The following is a 22,433-nucleotide window of genomic DNA, read 5'->3' as shown; positions in this document are numbered from 1 at the left end:
CAACAATCCGTCGAAGCGGCCATCTTTTATTTGACCACATCGGTTGTCCACTAGTATTTAAGGAAATAGGATAGGTCTTTACTCAAGCAGTTACTAAAATCTCCGTTTATTAATTTCAGCCATAAAGCCATCCCGAAACTTTTCGCTTATAGGTATTTTCTTGTCGGCGATATGGATGTGATTATCCTCAACTTTAGTGAGTTGTTTGGTATTGATTATATATGAGTTGTGTACACGCACGAAAGGAGAAGAAAGTTGCTCTTCTATGTCTTTCAATCGGCGGTAAATTAATAATTGTTCCTGCCCGGTAATGAGCCGTACATATTCCTTTTCGCCCTCGAAATACAGGATAGTTGACAGCAATATCTTCTGCAGCACTTTCCCCGATTTCACAAAGAAATAATCATAGTCGATGGCTGGTTGGATAGGCTGTCGGGCAGGTTCGTTATTGCCGAAATACGATTCAATCTTTTGGGTCGCCGTCAGAAAACGCTTTAGGGTAATGGGTTTCAGCAGATAGTCGATGGTTGAAAATAGATAACTATCGGCAGCGTATTCCGAATAGGCGGTTGTAAAAACGATTTTCGTTGTCGGGGGGAGTAAGCTGGCCAGTTCCATGCCCGTGAGATGCGGCATGTTGATGTCCAGAAAAATAAAGTCTACGCTGTGGTCCTTCAAAAAAGTCAATGCTTCCAGCGCATCATAGCACTTGCCTTTTAGCTCCCATTGCGTAGTTTGCTGGATGAACATTTCCAGCAAATTCACGGCATTCGGCTCGTCGTCAATAATTGCACAGCTTAGATTCATACCAACGGTATTTTTAAAAAGGCCGTAAATAACCCGTTCTGTTTATCGATGGTCAGCTCAAAATTTGAGCCATACAGCATGGTAAGTCGTTTGGTCAGATTGGCAATTCCAAACCCCGTTGACCGATGCACTGGCGTTGTATCGAAGACCTTGTTGCGGGTCATAAAAAGCAGATAGCCATCTTGCTGTTCCAATGCAATATCGATCTGGTTCTGCGTACTGGATTTATCGATGCCATGCTTGACAATATTTTCTACAAAGGTCATCAACAGCATAGGCGGAATGCGGAGATCGGGATTAAACTTCTTTTCAAAATTGATGAGTACTTCATGCCGTATCCGTATTTTCTCCAGAGCGATATAGTTATCAATAAACTGAACTTCAGTGGTAATGGCCACAGTATCCTTCGGACTCTCGTCCACAAAATAGCGCATGATTTCCGATAGTCGTTCGATCAATCCGGCGGTTCGTGGCGCTTCGCGATAGGCTTCATAGTAAATGTTGTTCAAGGTATTGAACAGAAAATGAGGTTGTACCTGCGACTTTAGCAAGGCCAGTTCCGTCTGACTTTTTTGAATCAGAATCTCTTCCGTTTGCTGTTTCAGGGTGAAATACGCAATGGCAATCCGAAAAATCAGGCTGAGCACAAACGTCAATATGCCGCCGGGAATATATCCTAGGAGCGTCAGCAGGCCGGTATCGCGAGGTGTTGGCAGTACAACAAACTGGTTATACAGCGTGAGGGTAATAAATCCCCTGGCAATTCCTGTAAAAACAATAAATAAAATCGCCAGCAGGATGTACAAACTGGTTTGACCCTTCTGGTAAAAAGTTGGGTACAGAAACAGAATATTGCCGTAGATAATGATGGCGTAAAAGAGCGTGTTGACAAGCGTATAGATAATAGATCTTGGAAACCCATCCATCGGCAGAAGGGAAAAGAAGATCAGCAGCAATACCGATAGCCAGATCCATAGCTGAAGCGAAACGATATTCGACTTATTCTGAACAAGTTGCCTGTTTAGTTGCATACCCAAAGTTACCGGGCGATTTGATGATACTACTGTCTTTTACACGGATTGCCCAATTTATTCAATCAATGCCATCAGGTAGTCAATGATTAGGTAATTGCCTGTTCAACAGAAGCTTATTGAATAAAGCGCGGGGCTTGTTTAAAATCCAGTCGTTCTGGTTGAATTGATTTTTCGTGGCCATCTATCTGATTCAGTTTTGGCGAACGGATCTGGATAAGCAGACGAGTTACAAATCAGTCGCTTCATGAAATCGATAGCCAACTTTCTGGTCTGGGTTAGCATTTCGTTGCCTCTACAGGCGCAAACGAGCAGTAAGTTAATCGGGCGTGTACAAGATGCTTCTACAAAAGAACCCATCCCCTTTGCCAACGCAGTCCTGACCGATTCGATCACGAACGTTCGGAAAGCAGCGCAAACGGATGTGAACGGAACGTTGATTTTAGAAAATCTGCCTAACGGCCTGTTCTCCCTGACAATCAGTTTCGTTGGCTACGAATCAGTCCGTAAAGACAGCCTGTCGATTGACTCCACAAGCGGCTCGATCGATGTGGGCCTTATAGCTTTGCAGCTTGCCCGACATGTATTAAGTGAGGTGACGATTATCGGCAAAAAAGCGGCCCTGCAAATCGGTGAGGATAAAAAAGTTTTCTCCGTCAATCAGAGCCTGATCAGCGAAGGGGGCACCGCATCTGATCTGATCCAAAATGTGCCAACGCTGCAACTGGATGTTGACGGCAATGTGAACTTACGGGGTTCGGCGGGTGTAAAAGTGCTGGTTGATGGCAAACCGTCTCTGATTGCCGGTGGTACTGTATCGGAATTACTTCAATCGATTCCAGCGAGTTCAATTGAAACCATAGAAATAATTGCCAATCCATCCGCTAAGTACAATGCAGAAGGAGACGCCATTATCAATATTGTCCTGAAGAAAAACAACCGATTGGGGCTCAATGGATCGGTAGCACTAACGGGCGGCACTCGGTCGAATTATACGGGAAATGCTGCTTTAAGTTTTCAGAACAGTAAAGTTAATGTGTATGGAAATTATGGTTATCAGCATGTTAATACCTATGTCAATGGGTTTCAGCAAATTACCTATCTGAATTCGGCAGGCCCAATACGTTACTCGAACGAGACATTTCCGGCTACGAGTATCAACAAAGGGCATACGCTCAAAGCCGGCGCTGACTACTTCATCTCAGAGAAAAATACCCTTGGCTTTGCAGGGAGTTTTACAGCGCAGGAACCCCACCGGAATGAGTTTCTCCAGATTGATTTACTAAGCGCCACGCTTGCTTCCGTAGAGCGAAACCATCGGAATAATACAACGAATGGTAAAAATCAGAGCTATGATATTAGCCTGGATTTTACCCAAAAATTCAGGAAACCTCAGCAGGAGTTGAGCATAAATTTTACCTGGGCTCATGGAACGAATACGAATTACAGCCTCTACGAAACCACTGCGTATAACGCCAATGGCGAATTGGTTTCCGCCATACCCGATGCGCTGCAAGACAACCTTTTAGGGCAGAATACAAATTATAACATACAGACCGATTATGGCATTCCCATTGGTAAATCCGGAAAGCTGGAAACCGGTTATCGCGCTCAGATCAGTTCTGGACAGGCCGATCGATTTGTGAATGACCTGAATAAAGTAACTGGTGCCTTTGGCCCGAATTATGTATTTACGAACTTCTATGCCAGTACAAATCAGGTGCATGCGCTGTATGTGAACTACAGCAATCAGATTAAGAATTTCAGCTATCAAGTCGGTGTACGGGGAGAAGATGCCGATATGAAAGCCAACTTGCAGAGCTATGACCCCAATCATGTATTGTATGAAACCCCGATAAGGGTCGCCAACCGCGGGCTATATCCGAACCTGGTTTTAACCCAGAAACTGAACGGTGATCAGCGATTGAAACTAAGCTACAGTCGCCGGGTAAATCGGCCGAACGCGCGCGAGATAAACCCGTTTCCAGATATTGCTGATCCGGTCAATTACGTCGCAGGCAACCCGAACATACTGCCTGAAAATATTCACCTGATCGAAGTTGGCTATAGTAAAAATCTAGAAAAAATCACATTTACATCGAATGTATATGTCAAACAAACAGACAATGTCATCAAGCGAATCGAAGGCAATCCCGTGAATAGCCTGATCGTAGGGTCGTATCAAAACCTGAATCGGGCTGTCATCAGCGGCCTTGAGTTAATTGGTCAGTTTACACTCGTAAAAGCCTGGGAGTTTACGACCAACGTGAATATGTATTATCGGCACAGTGCGGCTAATCCTCAGTTCGGATTGGCCGAAACGCACGGCTTAAGCTGGAATGCAAACATGACGCATACCATTAGCGTAGTTAAAAATCTTTCGTTGCAGCTACGCGCCGATTATCGGGCTTCCGACATCATTATTCAGGATCTGTATCATCCGTCATTTGGCATCGATGCCGGAGCAAAGTATGATTTCCCCAACCGAAAAGCGTCGATCAGCTTCAACGCCCGGGATGTATTCTATAGTCGTCAGCGATCTTTTTTACGAGAGAGTAAGACCGTTCTGTTTGATTTTTCCAGCAAATCGCAAAGTGCACGGGCCGCGCTGACATTTTCGTATCGCTTCGGAAAAACAACAGCTAACCCTAAAAAAGGCAAAAAGACCGATGTGCAGGAAAAACGGATTGATGAAGTGCCTTAGGAGCTGTCAGGGCCTCATTAATGGGATTCATTAGTAGTAGCTGAGTTACCTGTAGGCTTTATATAAGCCATTATCAGTAAAGCCGTCCAGGAAAAGCCTTTAGTCTATACTCAATGTAGGACTATCCATGCGCTCGATTTCTTCACGTATCCTGATTTATTTTCTGACTCTCTTTCTACCGCTTGCTTGCACAGATCCAGATACGAATGTTTTAGTCAGCACAAATGATATACTCGTAGTCGACGGGACAATCACCAACCTGGCCGAACCCCAAATTATTCACCTCAACCGATCAAAAGCTGACCCCCTCACTGGGCGATTCGGTACTACACCAGTTACCAAAGCGACAGTGATGGTTGTTGTTGATTCGTCATTGCAAGTCCCCTGTCATGAGACAGTTGATGGGAGTTATCAACTACCCAGCGATTTTAAAGGCCAGATAGGCCATGCCTATCAACTTCGTTTTACGCTGGACGATGACACTCAATATGTATCCAGTCAGCAAGTGATGCAGGACGTACCACCCATTACCAAAGTAAGTGCCCGCTTTAACCCAAAAAGCCTTCCTACTACCCAATTATATGGTTATACGGCCGCTCATGACCTCTTCCTGGACAGTCAGGACCCGGCCCAACAGCACAATTATTATCGCTGGGATTGGAAACTCTATGAACGCCAGTATTGGTGTAAAACCTGTAGAAACGGGGTTTATGCCGTTCACAAAATCCTGCCTGGTGTCTATAAATCAGACAAGGATTTCACCTACTTCGTGGCTGGTAACGAACTCTATGAAGATTGTTTCACGCCCTCACCTGGACTATCGCAAGTCGATGCGAATGCACCTGTTGTCCCTTCAACATCCTGGAATTATGATTATCCTTGCCGAACCCCTTGCTGGGAAATATTATATAGCTCCGATATTCAGGTCTTCGATGATCGCTTTGCCAATGGGAATATGATTAGCCAGCAACGGGTAGCGCAAATTCCTTTTTATGATTACCAGCCCGCTTTAATCGATGTTCGCCAACTTTCATTAACACCCGACGCCTACCGGTACTATAAGCTATTTGCCGATCAGTCCCAGAAGGCAGCTGGTTTGGTCGATGTACCACCTACGGCCTTAGGTGGCAATGTTCATCGGGTGGCTAATTCACAAGTCCAGGCTGTGGGGTATTTCACGGCTTCAGCCGTCTCGGTGGTGCATTATTGGCTCGACAGGGCTGATCGGCAGGGATACGCTTATGGTGCAGATCCTACAGGAAAGCACATTAACGATGGCGACGATTTATTTTTTGCCCTCAATGGTCGTTCGTCCCATCCAGAGCCGCCCCCGCTTTATATCCTGGATGACTACAGGGAGACGCCTAAAGTCAAGATTTGGCCTTATACAGACCGCCCACCAACAGCTCCCTGTTTGCAAAGCGATAATCGAACTCCCTTTAAACCCGAAGGCTGGCGGGAGTGATTTTCTATTTCACATCCATGTTCACCAACGCGCTTCCCCGCAACACCGGAATCACGTCGTACAGGTCGTGCTGTAAGCAATAAGCAATATCTTTTTGAATACCCAGCCGCTGGAGTCGTCGGATGTGTGATGCGTTCGACATATAGCCAATCAGGTTGTCTTTTCCTTGAGCGTAGAGCCGCCAGGCCATAATAGCGCTGTCTTCGGCCATCGCATAACTGTCCTTTAGTCGATCCACCAAGGCTCCGGCAAAGAGTGTATCTTCCAGATTGACGCGACCTTTCCAGCCTGCACAGAGTACCATTACGTCGTAGCCGTCGGTTTTTAGATACCGCACAATAGCATCTAAATTCAAGAATGAGCCCACCAGCACTTTCACCGCCGATCTTGATTTGGTAATAGCCAGCGTCCCGTTGGTAGTTGTCATAGCGACGTTTGCTCCCTGAATGCGCTCATCCATATAGGTAAACGGTGAGTTATCTAACTCAAATCCATCTACCTTGCGGGCGTTTCGTTCAGCAGCGGCCAGATAACCACGCTCCTGCAACTGCCGACATTCTTCAATCGTGGCGACGGGTGTAATACTATTGACACCATACGCAAAGGCAGTGACCATACACGAAGTTGCGCGGAATACATCGGCTACGACAACAATCGTGTTTTCAACGGTGTGGAGGTGTAATAAATCGGGGGTAAAGCAAACGTCAATTTGTTTCATAGAACGGTTTCTGAACCGGGATTTAGTTGATTTAGGGATTTTCTAGATTTTGCTTATCGATTCGCTTCAAAGAAGCGCGAAACAAAATCCAGAAAATCCCTAAATCAACTAAATCCTGGTCATTTTTTAACGAAAGGGAGTTTAACAACCTGAGCTTTCAACAGCCGGTCGCGGACTTTGACAAAGATTTCGGAACCGGGCTTGCTGAATGCCGTTTGAACGTAACCCAGGCCAACTCCTTTGCCCAATGTAGGCGATTGGGTGCCCGAAGTCACTTCTCCGATTTGGTTTCCGTCGGCGTCCGTCAGCTCATAATGGCCACGGGGTACGCCCCGGTCAAGTAATTCGAAACCAACTAATTTGCGTGGAACACCTTGTGTTTTCTGCTCTTTCAGCACATCGGCGTCAATGAAATCGTGGGTAAATTTCGTCACCCAGCCAAGTCCAGCTTCAATGGGCGAAGTCTCGTCGGTAATATCGTTGCCGTAGAGATTATAACCCATCTCCAGGCGTAACGTATCACGTGCACCCAGACCGATGGGTTTGAGTCCGTAAGGTTCACCTGCCTTCGTGATGGCAGCCCAAACATCCTCAGCCTGATCATTCGACACGTAGATTTCGAAGCCGCCCGCACCCGTGTAACCCGTTGCCGACACAATTACGTTGGCACATCCGGCAAAATCGGTTTTCTCGAAGGTGTAATATTCCATCGAGTCGAGGTCGGCATTCGTAAGCGACTGGAGTGCTTTGGCAGCCAGAGGTCCCTGAACCGCAAACAGGCACATGTCATCGGAGACATTGACCATGTTTACGTTGTAGTCCGATACGTACTGACTAATCCAGTTCCAGTCTTTTTCAATGTTCGACGCATTGACCACAAGCATGTATTCCAGATCGCTGATGCGATACACCAACAGGTCATCGACAATACCACCACGGCCATTGGGCAGGTAGCTATATTGCACTTTACCATCATACAAAATGCTGGCATCGTTAGCCGATACGCGCTGAATGAGGCCCAATGCGCCCTCGCCTTTGAGAATGAACTCACCCATGTGCGAGACATCGAAAATACCGACAGCATTACGAACCGTGTTGTGCTCGTCGAGGTCGGAAGAATAGCGAACGGGCATCTCGAAGCCCGCAAACGGCACAATTTTAGCGCCTAACTGCTGATGAATGTGATGAAGAGGGACTTGCTTGAGCGACATGTACGCGGAGGTTATCCGGCAAATTTACGAACAGATTACGGTTTTAACTTCTGGTTGTTCAGATTAGCCTTAGTACAGAGAGAAATTGACGGGCATAACATAGTTGACCTGTACTTTTTTTCCATGCTGGATACCGGGTATCCAGCGACCACTCGTCTTTTTTACTACTCGAAGAGCTTCTCGATCTAAATCCGGCTGAACGCTTTTTATTACTTCATAATCGCACAAAGTGCCATCGGTACAGACAGAGAAACTAACGACAACCTGCCCTTCTACGCTAGCTTGCTGAGCGCGAATAGGGTACTGTAGGTTCTGGCTTAAAAACTGTTTTAAGCCCAACATCCCACCCGAAAATACAGGCATCCGATCCTCTACTCTATAATCGGTCATTTCCTGACCAGCTAGGGATGATTTTCCGGCGATTAAAACTCCTTTATCATATTGCTCTTCATAGGAATAGGAGCTATCGGCATAATGACCCGTCCATACGCCTTGCTTAAAATAATCTTTGAAAACACCCTGCTCGACAACTGATGTTTCCGGGCTATTATCCCGATATGATTTTATCTTCCGGCTGTATTCTGCCCAACCATTTCCGTTTTTAACCAACTGCCGTCCGGTGCTATCCCAAAATGAGGTTACTTTCTCTATGACTGCCGGTTCCAGTGTAGAGCCTGTAATCAATTCCCGAACATGCTGAATCTGACCATTTGAATACCAGGACACAATTGCCTGTTTATTGTCATCATATTCTTTTCGTTCGGCAATCGCGCCATTTGCATGATAAACAAACTGCTGACCGAATAATTTCCCCGTCCTGTAATGACTGGCTGTCAGGCGTTTTCCGGTTGCATCTACTACGTATAAATCACCATTCAATTTTAGTAGCGCCTGCTGATGGCCAAGAGAATAAGAAGGCTGTCCCGCCAAATCGGGCTGCACATTTTTTATACGTACGAGTGTATCGCGCGCATATTCTTCCCATCGTTGATTAATGAACTTATAAAGCACAAGATCATCAGTGGGCAAGCCATTGGTATCCAAAGGGCTAACTTCTTTAAATTTCACACGCTGATTACTATCAGGCAGTATATTAATATCTGCATCCAGGTAGGTTATTTTTTCGCCATGTTCATAGCTAAAGGGTGTATTGGGTTTGAACACAATGGGCATGCTTATTTGCTGCCGAACGACTTTACCCGCTTTTTGAGCTGGTTTCCACGCTCTATATAGGCTAAACACGCGTATAGCTTCCCGATCACAATCGGGACGAATGCTTTTTATAAGCGTTACGCTCGACACATGACCGTCTGGTTCCACAATGCCATTCACTACGACAACCCCGCCTATACCTTTTGATTCAGCCAGTATCGGCTTCCGTAAATTCGCCTGAAGGAATGTATTAAACGTTGTAATACCACCACGAGGAGTAGCAGCACTATCGACCTCAAAGGATTGGTATATATCCTGCTGGGCAATAGCTACTGAGCAGCAAAGAAGCAGTAGTAGCGAAAGAACAATTTTCATGAGAAACGATACAGGAACACTAGTGGCAGGTTATACAAACGGCTCTATTCTAATACTAATCACTCTATTAGGATTACCTTATTGCAAGGTAAAATTGATCGGTACATTATATTTTACATTGATCTTCTGCCCGCGCTGATGGCCTGGTACCCAACGGCCACTTGATGCTTTTAAAACCCGTATAGCCTCTTCATCTGTACCGAAACCAAGGCCTTTTATTAGATCAATATCCACCACTTGCCCATCCGTATTGATTATGAAACTAAGGAATACCTGGCCCTCAATTTTAGACCGTTGGGCATCCGGCGGATATCGGAGATTCTGCGCCAAAAAACTACCTAGTGCTTGCATACCTCCCTTAAACTCCGGCGTCTTTTCAAGTACTGTATACGTTACTGTATCACCTCCAAGCAGGCATGACTTTCCTTTTTGGAACACTCCTTTGTCAAATTGTTCTTCATAATAAAATGACTTATCCTCGTAACGCCCTGTCCAGATACCCTGTTGAAGGCCATTTTCATAAACGCCCTCTTCAACAACTGTTGTTTTAGGCAATAAGCTAGCATACGATCTTCTATATTCTTTATTACTTACTCGTCCGTTCCCGTTTTTTACCAACTGCTGGCCTGTTGAAGCCCAGAAGGCGATAACCGAACTTGGGATTGGGTTGTCCGTAGGTTTTGTTTTTTTATTCATCCGAATTTCTCTGATCTGACCATTGTCATACCAGGATGTGGCAGTAAGCCCTTCCTCAAATTCTTCTCTTTTTTCAGACACCAACCCATTTGAGCTATAGTGTACGCCTGTACTTGTTGGCACCCCATTCTTATAAACATACTGGTAAATCATCGATCCAGACTCACTACGCATGATCACCTCACCATCCCACGATTTAGCATTAGTCTGGTATCCTGTCATGATCGTTGGTTGTTCCGACGGATCTTGAGATTTATTGACCTGACGAGCAAATGGTATACGATACTCTTCTTTCCAGTTCGCTCCTTTAGCCTTATAAACAACGATGTCACCATTGGCAAAGCCATTGCTATCTAAAGGTGCTATTTGTTTATACCGAGCCTTATCACTGCTATCGGCAAGAGGATTCTTATCAACGTCATAATAGTTAATTCGGGCTCCATTGTTGTAGATAAATGGAGGATTGGGTTTGAACAGAACAGTAGCCGTAATTTGCTGTCGAACTGCCCTTCCACCTTTAAAACCAGGCTTCCATGCCTTAAAGAGACTAAACACGCGTATCGCTTCACGGTCGCAATCGGGACGGAGACTATTCATCACCTTGACATCCGATACGCTTCCATTTGGCTCAACAATAGCGTTAACAATAACACGCCCGCCAATGCCTTTTGCCTCAGCAGCTACCGGTTTACGTAAGTTCGTTTGTAGAAATGTGTTCAGAAAGGGAGAGCCACCACGTGGGTCAGCAGCACTATCAACTTCAAATGATTGATACACTGGCTGCTGCGCTATAGCAGACGAGAAACAAAGCAGAAAGAATACTAAAAGTGTGGATTTCATAAACAGGTGTTGAGAATAATCGGCCCTAATTTATATAAAATGTGCACTTCAGCATGCCCGTTTTTAATTAGTTTTAAATCTCTCTACTCCGATTTTCTCCGAATGAGCAGCTAATTCAAATCGAACTATTCCGCGATTTCACAGATGAATAGGACTCGTATGCAGATTACATATTGGTTCATGATACTGATAAACTGACTTTTATATCGCATTAAACCAACAGTTGCATCATGAGACTATTCATCTTCCTCCTACTGACAGCACTCAATTTTCAGCATGTAAACGGCCAGGCAAATCGTAAAGGCGACGTTTACGCCAAAGCCATTCAACAGGCAAAACGATTTGTCGACTCACTCCGGCAAAAGCAGGACATACCGGGCATTTCTGTTTGTGTTGGCACAAAAGACAAAATTCTGTGGGCAGCTGGCTTTGGCCTTGCCGATGTTGAGAATAAGGTACCTATTACGACTGAGTCCAAATTCCGCATAGGTTCAGTTTCTAAATCACTGACGTCCGTTGCGTTAGGCAAGCTGATCGAAGAAGGGAAATTAGACCTTGATGCGTCTATCAATCAGTACGTTCCTAATTTCCCGCAAAAGAAATTCCCCATCACCAGTCGGCAACTGGCGACACATACGGCGGGCATTCGCCATTATGGTCCAAACGACCCACTAAACTGCCTGAAACGGTACGAAACAGTGCAGGATGGCCTGGTGATATTTAGTCAGGATACGCTACTGTTTAGGCCCGGAACCGCGTACAATTACTCCACCTATGGCTACAATCTGCTAAGCGCCGTTATTGAAGGGGTTAGCCACAGCGATTTTCTTTCGTATATGCAAACGGCGGTTTTCACCCCACTGGGTATGAGCCACACCAGCCCCGATTATAGCGAGCACATTATTCCGAATCGAGTCCGATTTTATGAGCACACGAAGACGCAAGTCGTCAACGCTGCACAGGTCGATAATAGCTACAAATGGGCCGGTGGGGGCTTTTTATCGACGCCGTCTGATTTAGTCGTGTTTGGCAGCAGTTTGTTAGCCGGTAAAGGCCTAAAAAAAGAAACCGTCACTTTGCTATTCACACCACAGCTACTCGAGAATGGGAAAAATACGTATTATGGATTCGGTTGGCGGGTTGGTACGGATAGCAAGGGCCGGAAAATTATTCATCACGGTGGTACAATCGATGGTGGCCGGACTTTTCTGATGCTCTATCCAGACGACAATCTTGTCGTAGCCATTGCTGCCAACATGCAACAGGGCGTAACCATTAACGTCTCTGAAGTAGAAGCGATAGCGCAGTATTTCCTACACAAGTAGCTATGAAACAATCGGTTATCATTTTCTTGCACATCGGCTACTGGCTACTTTACTGGTTTCTGTTCACGTTCCTCTATTTCGTGTCCAGAGCTACGTCGCAGGCGCTCTTTGACGACGACTGGGCGACCATTGTTTTGCTGGCGTCATTAACAGGATTGATCAGTTTTTATACCTTCTACTTTTGGCTGGTGCCGCGCTATCTCACCAGGAAACGGATTGGAGAGTTCATCGCCTTCGGGTTATTGACTAGTCTAGCCACGGCCTGTCTGACGACGCTGATTATCGCGATCACGGTGTATAGTCTCGTGTCTATTTTTCCCGAAGTCGAGGGCCAGTTTACATTGATAGCCATATTTACTGTACTAGCGCTGGTCAACGGTATCCTAGCTACCATCATCAGCGGTTTCATTACGTGGTATGCCGATATGCATATTAAGGAAATACTGATTAACAAGAACTTACAAGCCGAGTTGGCTTTACTAAAAGCGCAAATCAATCCACATTTTCTGTTCAATACGTTAAACAACATCGACGTACTGATTGAGCGAGATGCGTCAAGGGCCTCTTTATACCTCAATAAATTATCGGATTTACTTCGGTTTGTGCTCTACGAAGCTCAGCATGATCAGGTTCCATTGGCTAAAGAACTGAAATACATCGAGAAGTATATTGATTTACAGAAGATTAGAACAACCAATAGCCATTTTATCGACCTAAAGATTGAGGGTGATGCAGAATCGATCAGTATTGCTCCTATGATTTTTATCCCTTATCTTGAAAATGCCTTCAAGCACTCAACAAACAAGAAAATTGATGGAGCAATCCGTATTCATATATCAATTGACCACGAACGAGTTACGTTCGAGTGCATCAATATCATTGACAAACATAAGCGCAATGATCAAGCGCCCGGCGGGCTTGGTAACCAGTTATTAAAACAACGACTGGATTTACTTTATCCTAATCGGCACACATTGTCTATTCAGGCGAATCCTGATCAATACGCCGTTCATTTAAGTTTGCAACTCCATGCGTCTCAACTGCCTGCTTATTGAAGATGAACCACTAGCTCTATTGCGACTGAAAGAGTACGTAGAGCGTGTCCCATTTTTGCGATTGCATCAGGCATTTGACAATGGATTAGAGGCCATACCGACCCTTCAAAACGAATCAATCGATCTACTCTTTCTGGATATTGAAATGGATGGTTTTTCTGGGCTTCAGTTACTGGAAACCCTGCCCCACCGACCAGCCGTTATTTTAACCACGGCATTTGATGAATATGCTTTGCGAGGCTATGAGTTTGGTGTTGCCGATTATTTGCTCAAACCCTACACATTTGAGCGGTTTCTGCAAGCCGTAATGCGGGTTCAGGAACGACTACAGGCTGGTCGTAAAGTTGAGGAAAACACGTTTTTGTTTGTCAAAACAGAGTACCGGCTTCAAAAAGTAGGCTTTGATGATATTCTCTTCATTGAAGGCATGCGCGACTATCGGCGACTCCATTTACGAAACGAAAAAATTATGACGCTGGAAACATTTCGGGATTTGGAGGCAGTGCTGCCAACTCGAAAATTCTGTCGAGTTCATAAATCGTACGTAGTTGCCATCGACAAAATCGAATCCATAGAACGGGAGCGAATAAAAATTCGGCAGGAATTAATTCCAATATCCACTACGTATCGCGACCATTTCTATGAGCTAATTGGGCGTATTTAAGCGTAATGAATACCTCTTAGAGACTTTGCGCTTACTCCTGCGCCTTTGCGTTTAGAAAGTATGTCCTAATGCCAATCGCTCCACGCCAGCCTTCACTAATTCCTCCAATTGTTCTTCAGTGGCTCCATCGGCCACAATCTTAACGCCCACTGATTGGGGAACGAGTTGTCGAAACTGTAGAGCTGTTTCGAGCGAAAACGTAGCAGGAAGGACACCCGTACTATTTTTAAGAAAATCGGCTCCGGCATCGGTAGCCAGTTTGATCACCGTCCGAATTTGCTCCTGATCGAGCAGCGAGGTTTCCAGAATGACCGTAAAAAACTTCTCCTGTGCATGAACCATCGACACCAGTTTCGCCAGTTCAATTTTGAGCCAGACCGAGGCTGGAGAAAATAACGCCGACGTATTCAGAACTACTTCTATCTCGCTAGCACCATCCTTCAGAGCCCACTCTATTTCGGTTTGCTTGGCTTCCGTACGCTGATAGCCAAATGGGTAGCCGATAACCGTCGAGAGGATAGCCGGATGCGTATCGCCCAGTTCGCGCCGAAATTTCTTCACCCAAAACGGCGCAACAGTTAGTCCAGCCATTCCTAATTGTGTCACCTCATCGAGCGCTTCATACTGCTCGTTGATCGTTACGCCAGGATGAAGCAACGTCCGTTCGATGTAAGGGAAGAGGTGGTTCATAAGGCAAAAGAGCGAAAGAGTGAATGAGGGAAAGAGCGAATTGCTGACGCAGGTGTATCGCTCTTTCCCTCATTCACTCTTTCGCTCTTTAATTTACGAATTAAAGTACTTCAGCTTTACAACCTCTTTTGGGTCGAGGAAGCGCCACTTGCCGCGCGGTAACTCTTTCTTGGTCAGACCTGCGTAGGTAGTCCGATCCAGCTTGGTCACTTCATAACCGAAGTTTTCAAAGATTCGGCGTACAATGCGGTTACGGCCTGAGTGAATTTCAATACCTACAACATACGCATCGGGCGTTACAATACTGAGCGCATCGGGTTTGATTGGGCCATCTTCGAGATCGAATCCTTTTTTGATAGCCTCAAAATGCTCGTCTGTGATTGGCTTATCCAGTTCAACCTGATAGATTTTACGAACGTTATACGAAGGGTGTGTCAGTTTGTCCGCTAATTCACCATCATTGGTCATCAGTAGCAGACCTGTTGTATTACGGTCTAACCGGCCCACTGGGTACATGCGGAAGCTGCCTGCATCGGCCACCAGTTCCATAACCGTTTTGCGTTCATTTGGGTCTTCGGTCGTGGTGATGTAATCTTTTGGTTTATTCAGCAAAACGTACACGAATCGCTCTGGATTCAAGACTTTGTTGCCGTACTTAACCGTATCGCCCTCTTTCACTTTGTAGCCCATTTCGGTCACGACTTTGCCATTTACCGAAATTTCACCCTTTGCAATGAGTTCATCCGCTTCCCGACGCGAGCAAACACCCGAGTTGGCAATATATCGGTTCAAGCGGGTTAGAGTTGGTCCGTCATTACGTAGCCCGTCGTTTTGTAATCCGTCGGCTTGGCCTTCTGTGCGTTTTGACTTACCGCCCCCACTCTTACGGTCGATACGGCGCTCTTCTGTATTACCACGGTCCTGGCGAAGTGCTGCATTCTCGCGTGCCAGTTCCAGATTATAGTTTGGTGCCTTGCTATAATTCCCTGTCCGCCGATCACCCGAATCTTTGCGTTGTTGTCCCGAGAAACGAGTATCTCCCGTTGGACGGTCGCCGTCGCGGGAACCACGATCCCGGCGGTCATTACCTCGTTGATCGTCACTACCAAAGCGGTTGCGCGCATCGGCTTCCCGGTTGAAACCACCTACTCGTTTGAAAGTTGGCTTAGAGGATTGTCCATCGCGCGAGAAACGAGAGGGTTTATCTGAGCGGTCGATACGTGTCCGACGAGAATCGCCATCCGAAGGTCGATCTTTCCGATCATTATCCCGTGGTCCACTTTCCCGATTAAATCGGGGCGAACCAGTTGGGCGGTCGTTATCGCGGCTAGGCCGATCGCGGTCAGGACGATCATTGTTGTTACGTTCAAATCGGGGTGATCCAGTCGGGCGGTCATCCCGACTCCGACGAGAATCGCCATCATTATCCCGGTTGTAGCGGGGTTTACGATCCTCTTCATCCCGGTTGTTGAATCGATCTGGCCGGCGGGGTGAATCATCACCCGTACGACTGGTTGGTCGGGGACGATCATTGTCGAAGCGAGGAGTTCTGGCTGGGCGTTCATCCCGACCGAACCGATTGTCGTTCCGATCCCGGTCAGGGCGAGAAGGTCTATCAGAACGGTTTGTATCGCGTGAATTGGAATCTCTGTCTCTGTTGAAGCCAGGCCGTTCGTTCGTATTTCGGTCGAAACGGGCGGGTCTTGTCCCTTCGCCACCATTCTCCCGACGACGATCGCCGGTAGGGCGGTCATTGGAACGGGAGTATCCACTCGGGGAGCCACCGCTGCGGGAATCGTTATCCCGGTTAAAACGGGGTGAACCTGATGGGCGCTCATCACGGCTCCGGCGATCGTTTGACTCTTTATTGAAACGGGGTGATCCGGTTGGACGGTCGTCACGACCTCCCCGGCGGTCGAATTTATTATCCTGTGGTCGCGCCGAATCGTCGTTACGGCTACGGTTAAAACGTGGTTGTCCGGCGCCTTCGCCGTTGCGGTCACGACCGTCATCCCGACGGCCAAAAGAACGTGGCTCACCATCACGGCGCGGTTCGTTCTGCTCTGAATCCTGATTCATGGAAAAATACAGTAAATCTCTTGTTTGTATGTGTAAATAACGCTGATTGTCAGCATTCTTGTTGAGGCAAGTGCAAAATGGGCTACAAAGGTAGGGCTTTTCAAGACAACCCAACTATGCCTCGTTTTTCCCAAACGCTTTTTATCGAAAAAACAATCCAAGATAGCACTCAGTCGTTAGTCAATAGTTGCCAGACGGTAGGTCAATAGTGCGCCTTTACCTGTTGGCCGACACACTCGACTATTGACTAACGCCTTTATGCTCCACCCGAAGCTACCACCACTCTATACTCCCGACCGCCGTACGACTAGTCAATCACTCATGAAACGGTATATGGATTGGCTTTTCATAAAAAAGGGATTGTATTTCCGCGATTATGACGACCTCTGGGACTGGTCGGTAACGGATCTGGAAGATTTTTGGGAAAGTATCTGGCAATTCTTCGATGTACAGGGGCACACGCCTTACCATCAGGTGGTTTTCAGGCCTAATCGGGAAGATATGATCGGTACCGAGTGGTTTACAGGCGCTACCTTAAATTATGCCGAACATATTTTTCGGCATAAATCCACGCAGGGTCGTGGCGATCGGACACCTGCTTTATTATTTGCCTCAGAACGTCAGTCACTATTATCAGTATCCTGGGAAAGTCTTGAGCATCAGGTGTCGGCAGTAGCAACGTATTTACGGAAACGGGGGGTTGGTATTGGCGATAGAGTGGTGGCCATGCTTCCTAATATTCCTGAAGCGATTGTCGCCTTTCTGGCCACAAACAGCATTGGTGCTGTTTGGTCGAGTTGCTCGCCCGATTTTAGCGCGGCCAGCGCCTTAGATCGCTTCCGCCAACTAGAACCAAAAGTGCTGCTAGTCGCCGATGGTTATAGTCATCATGGCGAAGACATCGATAAAACAGACACGATTGGCGAGCTATGTCGTCGATTGCCAACCCTGCAAACCCTGATTTGGGTACCTTACCTAAACGCTGATAGCGAGTTTGTTGGCAGAACTTCCGTCAACGTTATTCTCTGGCATGAGGTGCTGGCTATCGAAACGCCAGACGAGCTAATCTTTGAACCAGTTCCCTTTGATCATCCGATCTGGATTCTATATTCATCAGGTACTACGGGCAAGCCCAAAGCTATTACGCACAGTGTGGGCGGCTGTCTGCTCGAACATCTGAAAGCCCTTGCGTTACATCAGGACGTGCGTATGGGCGACCGTTATTTCTGGCATTCCAATACCAGCTGGATGATGTGGAATTTTGCTATTGGTTCCATGTTGGTGGGCGCTACGCTTGTTCTCTACGATGGTGCAGCCAGTTATCCGAACCTGAACGTACTATGGGAATTGGCTGAAGACGCCCGAATCAATCATTTTGGCAATGGAGCAGCTTACTATATGGCTTGTCAGCGGGCAGGATTAAAACCGATTGACACAACCAAACTAACTTATCTTCGAACAATTAGCTCAACAGAGTCGGTTCTTTCACCAGAGGGCTTCCGATGGATTTACGAGTCAGTCAAGCCAACAATCTGGTTAACAGCACTCAGTGGCATTACCGATATTTGCAGCAGTTTTGTGGGGGGCAATCCCCTCCTACCCGTTTATGAAGGCGAAATTCAATGTCGATGGCTGGGTTGCAAAGTCGAAGCATTCGATGGGCAGGCAATATCCGTTCGCGGCAAGTTAGGTGAAATGGTTGTTCTGGAACCGATGCCTTCTATGCCCATTTACTTCTGGAACGACCCATCAAATACGCAATACCGAAAGAGCTATTTTGACGAATACCCCGGCAATTTCTGGTCTGGCGATTACATCCAAATTACAGAGCGAAATGGCGTACTCATTCACGGTCGCTCCGGCGCCACTCTCGAACGCGACGGTGTACGAGTTGGCACCAGTGAGATTTACAGTGCTGTTGAGCGCTTTGTCGAAATCGCGGATAGCCTGGTCGTGGGACTTGACCAACCGGGTCGAGGCTATTTTATGCCTCTATTTGTCGTTATGCGGGATGGTTTTCCGCTAACCAATGAGCTGATCACACGTATCAAACAAACGCTTCAGAGTCAGCTCAGTCCTCATCACGTACCTGATGCTGTTTATTCTATTTCGGAAGTTCCCTACACAATTAGCGGTAAGAAGCTCGAAACATCGGTCCGAAAAATTCTGGCGGGTATGGATATATCATTGGCGACCAGCAAGGATACCCTTCGTAACCCAGCGTCTTTACACCAATTTGCCGAGTTTAAGAAATGAGGAATCTGGCTTGAGAATCCTACTAACTGCCAATAGCAGCTAAGTTTCCTTATTAACTATTATACAATTGCGCGTATAGCTTCTGTATTTTATCGCGACTCCGTTTAAGTCGCATTTTAACCGTACTTGGATTGAGATTATAGATGTCTGCTATTTCGTTAATACTTAATTCATCTTCGTATTTAAGCCGCAAAAGAGATCGCTCTTTAACCGACAGTTCCGCTAAAACCCGATTAATTAACTGCAGGGCTTCTTCATGCAATTGGGTCTCTTCGGGTTCGGGAATATTCTGATCAATCTCTTCCTCAGTCGTGATAAAATTAGAGCGCTTGGCTAATCGAATCTGATCGGAGCAATAGTTATACGAAATAGCGTATAGCCAGGTCGAAAAACTTGACCGTTCCTGAAAAGCTTCTAATCGATTAAATACCTTGAGAAAAATATCGTGCGTAAAATCTTCGGCTTTTAACGGATCTTTCGTCATCGATAGGCACCGACGATAGACTTTGTTAACGTAACGATTGTAAAGCGTCTCAAAACAGTGATTGGGCTGACTGGTTAGGTACTGACGAATCATTTCCTCATCGCTTATTGAATCAGTCATAGTAGTTTAAATTAATTCTCTGGGTTAGATATTCTAACTAAAAAGTTACTCAGATTGCTCCGAAATCTGCGTCTTAATATACTGAAAATATATTAAAAGGTAGAAAATCTTCAAACCAACCACAAATAGTTATATTTTATATATCATAAAGCCAGTCTGTAACTTATAAGTATCCTGAAATAATTATAATCTTATCGTATATTCCTACGAGTAGCCAGAGCACTATAAAGCGTAGCGTTGCCATAAATAGAGTCACGTTCCCGTAGTTTATGTATAGTCTGATAGCCAATCCGTTCAACTAAATTGGTTAACGAACGATAGCTTACCGGATAAGGAACCCAAGGTGCATTAGGCGTATCTGTATCATACTCAATAATGAGCAAATCGTTTACTTCCATAAGGTACCCGCTCATTTTTTCAAGAAAGGCAATCTGGTCTGATACGTAATGCAGCGAGTTTGCCATCAGGAATCCATCTATTTTTGGCAGTGGAAGTTCGTCACGAATGAAATCTGCCACATACGTTTCAATTTTTACCTGATGACGAAGGTTGGGAATAGTTTTAAGGGCCTTCTTGTCGGTGTCGATTGCATAAATAGTGCTGCCCGGCTGAAGCAATCCGGCTAACGCACGTGTAAACGTGCCGCTGCCTGCCCCTAAATCGGCCCAGACTGTTTTACGACTTGTATCAAGGTAATTAGTCCGTATCAGGTCAGATGCCTCTGTGTCTGTCATTTTATTATTCGTTTGCTACATCCAGACATATCATCTTTTCAGTCTGGTCAATGGAACTACCTGTCTACTACCCATTATCGTTGATTCGTCAGAGGATGTTGTAAATAAATAATGACCAGCGAGAGCAGGAAAAATGGCAATTCAATAGCGACTCCTTTCAGGTCTTTATCGTGCAAATGGTAGGCGATAATCACCAATATCCCAGCTGCTGTGATGAAGTTTCCCCAGACAAACGTTTGAGGTATCAGTACTAATACAGCCCCCAACATCGTGAAGAAACCCAGAATTGACAGGCTGGTTTTATTGAAGTTCCATTTACTGAACATGTCGACCATTTCAGGTTTACCACTAAACATGGCCCAACCTTGTTTAAGACCCATGTACAAAGCGAAAAGAATAAGTACGGCATTCAGAATTTTCAATGGTAGTGCCATGATAGAAGGTGAATTGGGGTATACAACGTAAATTTATAAATCTCTGTGTTTAAACATTCTTTACCCGGCCAACTAACTTGGTGAAGCTGCTGGAGGGGCTTAATTTTACCTGAAACTGTACGTCTTATTGTAAGGACATTCTCAACGTGATGCCAACACAACCACAGCAACATATCGTCCAGATTGGTACCAAAAAGCAACAAGCGGTTCTGTCGAAATCGCAGAAAGAGTTTAATCGGCTCATCCAGAAAATTGAAACGCTAAACCAAAGTCTGCACGATCTGCGGGAAGCTACTCAACATATTCAACAGCGTGTTCAAACCGACTATCGTCCGTTACTTACGCAATACAGTCGTTTCCGAGCCGACCTGGTTCGTTTGTTTGATCGGGCTTATGAAAGTAAAGGCTATACAAAAACGGAAAAGAAAAAGCTTGTTGATCTGATTCAGAACATAGCCTTCGAATTGATTGATAACCAGGGTATGGACGAGCTTAAGCCTATTTACAACAAACATACAGAAGAGAATTTCGACAAAACCAACGCTGAAGCCGATCAGCACACGGCCGAATTGCTTAAGGAAATGATGGGAAGCATGTTTGGCATTAACTTCGAGGATGATGTTGATGTGAGCGATCCACAAAAAATGGCGGCCTATGTGCAGGAGCAGGTAGCGCAACGGGAAGCTGCCGAAGCCGAACGAAAGCAACAGGCCGCCGAGCGTAAAGCAGCAAAGCCAAAATCGGAAAAACAACAGGAACGCGAAGCCAGAAAACAGACTGAAGAACGTAACATCACAAAAGCTGTTCGAACGTTGTATATCGATTTAGTAAAAGCGTTCCACCCCGATCGTGAACTTGATGAGGCCGAGAAACTGCGCAAAACCGAAATCATGCATCGGGTAACAGAAGCTTACGAAAAAAGCGACCTACTGGCACTACTCCGACTCCAGCTTGAGTTTGAACACATCGATCAGTCGCATCTGGAGACCCTTGCCGAAGAGCAGCTTAAATACTATAACAAGATTTTACGACAGCAGGCGCAGGAGTTAGATGACGAATTCTTCGCGCTACAAAATGACCTGGCGGCTATGACAGGAAAACCTGCTTTTGCGGTTAACTCGCCAATCGCGCTGGAGTTTAGCCTGAACAGCGACATCGCCCAATTGAAACGGGACATCAAACAAATCAAATCCGATATAAAGGCTTTTTCCGAACCAGCCATATTAAAACAATGGCTGAAAACCTACCGTATTCAAAAGCCCGATGAGTTTTCATTTTTCGATTTGATGTAGGCGCTGTATCCCCTAGAATCAATACGAAAAGATCGTGGACTACTCAATCGTGGCAAGATCGCGTAGTGATCAAATGTTTATAGTAAAATGTATGTGCTATCTGCTTGGCATGCCGCAGGTATGCTACCAGACAGCTATTGTTGCATACCTACGGCATGCGAATGAATCCGTATCAATCTCTCTTCTATAAACATACCATGCCTACAGCATGAAAACGGTCATGCGATTCATTTGCCTCATCAACACCTTCTACAATACCAACTAGTGCGTTTTTTATGAAATCTTTGAGTTCCATAGCTAA

Annotated in this window: 18 protein-coding genes; 7 read left to right on the top strand and 11 right to left on the bottom strand. The window is 45.8% G+C overall.

All coding sequences use genetic code 11. From position 1 onward, the window contains the following. Positions 1 to 93: 93 nt before the first annotated feature. Both GO755_RS17225 and GO755_RS17220 read right to left on the bottom strand, forming a co-directional pair. Complete coding sequence (locus GO755_RS17225; protein WP_157586433.1) at positions 94 to 807, bottom strand: LytR/AlgR family response regulator transcription factor; 714 nt, start codon at positions 805 to 807, stop codon at positions 94 to 96. After that, positions 804 to 1,838, bottom strand: coding sequence for a sensor histidine kinase (locus GO755_RS17220; protein ID WP_157586432.1), 1,035 nt, complete (start codon positions 1,836 to 1,838; stop codon positions 804 to 806). Before GO755_RS17220 ends, GO755_RS17225 begins: the two co-directional genes overlap by 4 nt. 247 nt (positions 1,839 to 2,085) lie before the next feature. On the opposite strand from GO755_RS17220, the gene GO755_RS17215 reads away from it, so the two are divergent. After that, entirely contained in the window at positions 2,086 to 4,542 is a 2,457-nt protein-coding gene (locus GO755_RS17215) for a TonB-dependent receptor domain-containing protein (protein ID WP_157586431.1), read from the top strand. 127 nt (positions 4,543 to 4,669) lie between these two features. Next, positions 4,670 to 6,007, top strand: a complete 1,338-nt coding sequence (locus GO755_RS17210; RefSeq protein WP_157586430.1) for a DUF4249 domain-containing protein — start codon at positions 4,670 to 4,672, stop codon at positions 6,005 to 6,007. A 4-nt stretch (positions 6,008 to 6,011) separates the two neighbouring features. On the opposite strand, the gene GO755_RS17205 is transcribed toward GO755_RS17210, so the two are convergent. From GO755_RS17205 to GO755_RS17190, 4 genes are all read right to left on the bottom strand, one after another. Beyond that, on the bottom strand, positions 6,012 to 6,725 hold the full coding sequence (locus GO755_RS17205) for a 2-phosphosulfolactate phosphatase (RefSeq protein ID WP_157586429.1): 714 nt from the start codon (positions 6,723 to 6,725) through the stop codon (positions 6,012 to 6,014). 119 nt (positions 6,726 to 6,844) lie between these two features. Further along, positions 6,845 to 7,936, bottom strand: a complete 1,092-nt coding sequence (gene gcvT / locus GO755_RS17200) for a glycine cleavage system aminomethyltransferase GcvT (RefSeq protein ID WP_157586428.1) — start codon at positions 7,934 to 7,936, stop codon at positions 6,845 to 6,847. Positions 7,937 to 8,005: 69 nt separating this feature from the next. Further along, on the bottom strand, positions 8,006 to 9,463 hold the full coding sequence (locus GO755_RS17195) for a TonB family protein (protein WP_157586427.1): 1,458 nt from the start codon (positions 9,461 to 9,463) through the stop codon (positions 8,006 to 8,008). A gap of 78 nt (positions 9,464 to 9,541) precedes the next feature. Next, on the bottom strand, positions 9,542 to 10,999 hold the full coding sequence (locus GO755_RS17190) for an energy transducer TonB (protein ID WP_157586426.1): 1,458 nt from the start codon (positions 10,997 to 10,999) through the stop codon (positions 9,542 to 9,544). Positions 11,000 to 11,229: 230 nt separating this feature from the next. Here GO755_RS17190 and GO755_RS17185 point away from each other — a divergent pair, with 230 nt between their 5' ends. The 3 genes from GO755_RS17185 to GO755_RS17175 are packed head-to-tail and all read left to right on the top strand — an operon-like array spanning position 11,230 to position 14,043. After that, entirely contained in the window at positions 11,230 to 12,324 is a 1,095-nt protein-coding gene (locus tag GO755_RS17185) for a serine hydrolase domain-containing protein (protein WP_157586425.1), read from the top strand. Between the two features lie 2 nt (positions 12,325 to 12,326). Then, complete coding sequence (locus GO755_RS17180; protein ID WP_157586424.1) at positions 12,327 to 13,379, top strand: sensor histidine kinase; 1,053 nt, start codon at positions 12,327 to 12,329, stop codon at positions 13,377 to 13,379. Then, positions 13,354 to 14,043: a LytR/AlgR family response regulator transcription factor gene (locus GO755_RS17175; protein ID WP_157586423.1), complete on the top strand. Its 690-nt coding sequence runs from the start codon at positions 13,354 to 13,356 to the stop codon at positions 14,041 to 14,043. Before GO755_RS17180 ends, GO755_RS17175 begins: the two co-directional genes overlap by 26 nt. Before the next feature lie 51 nt (positions 14,044 to 14,094). On the opposite strand, the gene GO755_RS17170 is transcribed toward GO755_RS17175, so the two are convergent. Together GO755_RS17170 and GO755_RS17165 are read right to left on the bottom strand one after the other, a co-directional pair. Next, positions 14,095 to 14,733, bottom strand: coding sequence for a deoxyribose-phosphate aldolase (locus GO755_RS17170; protein WP_157586422.1), 639 nt, complete (start codon positions 14,731 to 14,733; stop codon positions 14,095 to 14,097). A gap of 93 nt (positions 14,734 to 14,826) precedes the next feature. After that, positions 14,827 to 16,812 (bottom strand): pseudouridine synthase, encoded by a 1,986-nt coding sequence (locus tag GO755_RS17165; RefSeq protein ID WP_157586421.1) that lies wholly within the window; start codon positions 16,810 to 16,812, stop codon positions 14,827 to 14,829. Positions 16,813 to 17,070: 258 nt separating this feature from the next. Here GO755_RS17165 and GO755_RS17160 point away from each other — a divergent pair, with 258 nt between their 5' ends. Further along, positions 17,071 to 19,068 carry an acetoacetate--CoA ligase gene (locus GO755_RS17160; RefSeq protein WP_157586420.1) on the top strand — a complete coding sequence of 666 codons (1,998 nt, stop codon included), beginning with the start codon at positions 17,071 to 17,073 and terminating at the stop codon, positions 19,066 to 19,068. 52 nt (positions 19,069 to 19,120) lie between these two features. On the opposite strand, the gene GO755_RS17155 is transcribed toward GO755_RS17160, so the two are convergent. The 3 genes from GO755_RS17155 to GO755_RS17145 all read right to left on the bottom strand — a co-directional run bounded on the left by GO755_RS17155 (position 19,121) and on the right by GO755_RS17145 (position 20,840). After that, complete coding sequence (locus GO755_RS17155) at positions 19,121 to 19,672, bottom strand: RNA polymerase sigma factor (protein WP_157586419.1); 552 nt, start codon at positions 19,670 to 19,672, stop codon at positions 19,121 to 19,123. 191 nt (positions 19,673 to 19,863) lie between these two features. Continuing rightward, positions 19,864 to 20,406: a class I SAM-dependent methyltransferase gene (locus tag GO755_RS17150; protein ID WP_157586418.1), complete on the bottom strand. Its 543-nt coding sequence runs from the start codon at positions 20,404 to 20,406 to the stop codon at positions 19,864 to 19,866. 74 nt (positions 20,407 to 20,480) lie between these two features. Beyond that, entirely contained in the window at positions 20,481 to 20,840 is a 360-nt protein-coding gene (locus GO755_RS17145; RefSeq protein ID WP_157586417.1) for a DoxX family protein, read from the bottom strand. Positions 20,841 to 20,989: 149 nt separating this feature from the next. Here GO755_RS17145 and GO755_RS17140 point away from each other — a divergent pair, with 149 nt between their 5' ends. Continuing rightward, entirely contained in the window at positions 20,990 to 22,132 is a 1,143-nt protein-coding gene (locus GO755_RS17140) for a coiled-coil domain-containing protein (RefSeq protein WP_157586416.1), read from the top strand. Positions 22,133 to 22,433 lie beyond the last annotated feature (301 nt).

It is taken from the genome of Spirosoma arboris, assembly GCF_009754945.1.
Taxonomy (GTDB): Bacteria; Bacteroidota; Bacteroidia; order Cytophagales; family Spirosomataceae; genus Spirosoma; species Spirosoma arboris.
This window is presented reverse-complemented; position numbering and strand designations above follow the sequence as displayed.